This window comes from Candidatus Aquicultor secundus (assembly GCF_002791875.1).
GTDB classification, from domain to species: domain Bacteria; phylum Actinomycetota; class Aquicultoria; order Aquicultorales; family Aquicultoraceae; genus Aquicultor_A; species Aquicultor_A secundus.
Genome location: NZ_PFNG01000114.1, coordinates 2,801 through 5,007 on the forward strand (window position 1 = coordinate 2,801; position 2,207 = coordinate 5,007).

Annotated in this window: 3 protein-coding genes; all 3 read left to right on the forward strand. The window is 43.7% G+C overall.

The genetic code is table 11. From position 1 onward, the window contains the following. Window positions 1-230 (forward strand): hypothetical protein (locus COY37_RS04690; protein ID WP_286976425.1); only part of this gene is annotated, 230 nt, incomplete at its 5' end. 1 nt (window position 231) lies between these two features. After that, complete coding sequence (gene fliD, locus COY37_RS04695) at window positions 232-1,641, forward strand: flagellar filament capping protein FliD (protein ID WP_286976428.1); 1,410 nt, start codon at window positions 232-234, stop codon at window positions 1,639-1,641. 15 nt (window positions 1,642-1,656) lie between these two features. Then, window positions 1,657-2,025, forward strand: a complete 369-nt coding sequence (gene fliS / locus COY37_RS04700; RefSeq protein ID WP_286976432.1) for a flagellar export chaperone FliS — start codon at window positions 1,657-1,659, stop codon at window positions 2,023-2,025. Window positions 2,026-2,207: the final 182 nt, after the last annotated feature.

Genomic DNA, 2,207 nt, shown 5'->3' on the forward strand with positions numbered 1-2,207 from the left:
CCCAACAAAAGGGTCAAACCCCAGAGGTCAAAGTATCTAAGCAAAAAGAGCCAGGGGCTGCAATTAATGACAACAAGGCTGTTTTTGCTATCCAGGATGAGAAATACGTAGTCATCCAGTTTCTCGATAAGGAAGGCCAAGTGGTAAAGCAGATTCCGCCTAAGGAGTTAATAACCGCTTACGAGCGCCTTCAGGATAGTATAAAGAGTAATTACGATAAAGAGGCGTAACATGACATTAACAACTTCGGGGATTTTCTCCGGCATTAACACCGATGATATTGTCAGCAAGCTTATGCAAGTTGAGCGCCAGCCGCTTACAGTGTTGCAAACGAAAGAGGCTGCTTACGCGGCAAAAATAAGCGGTCTCGGCAATCTGTTATCATCGGTCTCGAGTTTCAAGAGTGCTGTTACGGCGCTAAAGGATAGTAACAGCATAAGCATGAAGGCTACTAGCGGTGATACAGCAGTCTTCACCACAACTACCAATGCAGGTGCTACGGCAGCTGGCCACACCATCAAAGTTATTAACATAGCGTTTGCCCAAAGCATCTACTCTACAACTTTTGCCAACACAACCGATTCCGTAGCTGATTTATCGACGTATGCTACACAGAAGTTGCAGATTCAGGTCGGCAGTGGCATTGCCTTTGCAATAACGGTCGATTCAACGAACAATACTCTTGCGGGCATCAAGGACGCTATCAATACAGCCAAGACAGATGTTACCGCATCTATAGTGAACGATGGATCGGGGAATAGATTAGTCCTGGCTTCTAACAAAACGGGTCTCGCAAACAAGATCGTTATAAAAGTTGATGAAGATAACGATGGCACATTTGAGGAGAACCCCGATGACCAGGACATGACCGGTTTGTCAAAACTCGCATTTAATCCCACCTACGATGGTGCCACTGGGCTTGTTAACGGTGGAATCGCAAGCTTATCGCAATCGCTAATACCGAAGGACGCCTCCCTTGAAGTTGATGGGTTGGCAGTGACGAAATCATCGAATACCATCACCGATGTTATAGCAGGTGTGACGATTAACTTAAAAAAGGATTCAGCTGGCGCCACAATTAACCTTGATGTATCGAAAGACAACGATGCGTTAAAGACTAAGATCAATTCGTTGGTGGGTGCCTATAATTCAGTAATGAATACGGTAAAGAGCCTACAAGGAACCAGCACACAACAAGGAGTTTTGCCTGCCGATAGCACATTGAGATCTCTAGCTTCTACCGTAAGGGGAGTTACTACCAATACATATAATGGCAGCTCTCTCGCGCTATTAGGTATCACACATGATAGAAACGGCGTTCTTAGCTTTGACACTGCAATATTCGATAAAGCGTTGGCAGCTGATGATCAGAATGTTATGGCAACACTAAATAGCATGGCCACTTCTCTGGAGCCAACTCTTGATACATACATAAAGACCGTTATTCCGGATAAGCAAAAGGGTTATGGCTCGACTACTAAATTGCTGGCTCAGAGAGAAGCAGAGATGCAACGTAAACTTGATAAAGTCGAGCTAGCGCTTAGGAAGAAGTTTAATAATCTTGACGCGACCGTGCAACAGCTTCAGGGCCAGGGAAATTATATGGCGCAACAATTCGCAGCACTTAGTGGCAATAAATAAGAAGGGACAGATAAGATGAATACAGCTTATGCCCAAAACGCATATACAGATACCATGGTGACTACCACTGCGAATCCGCTAGATCTTATCATACAGCTTTATGATGGAGCCATAAGTCGCCTCAGTAAGGCCGCATTTTGTATCAACCAAGGTAAAATGGCAGAAAAGATTCAGTTTATAACAAGGACAATAGCTATTATCGAGGAGCTGCTTGCGTCGCTTAATATGGAAGAAGGCGGAGAAGTGGCGGCTAACTTGCAAGGCCTGTATGTTCATATGCTGCAAGAGCTTACTATCGCAAATGCAAATAATGATGTCAAAAAGATTAAACAAGTAGAGGTGCTCTTAAAAGAGTTAAGGGGCGCATGGAAAGAGATAAGGTAGCAATGTTCGCTATTCAATCAGTAGAGTTACCACTCTACTTTCAATAGGCCAGGTCACTTAGAAACCTTTTGTGGCCTGGCTTTTGTTTGCTTGCCTCAGCTTTAACCGCTTTATTAAAGACTTATGTGCTGATGCCGATATACATAATATTGCATATTACACAGTTAATCATGATTAGTTTT

Bases quoted from the DNA above. Each gene is read 5' to 3' on its own strand.
- fliS (WP_286976432.1), top strand. From the start codon at position 1,657: ATGAATACAGCTTATGCCCAAAACGCATATACAGATACCATGGTGACT.
- fliD (WP_286976428.1), top strand. From the start codon at position 232: ATGACATTAACAACTTCGGGGATTTTCTCCGGCATTAACACCGATGAT.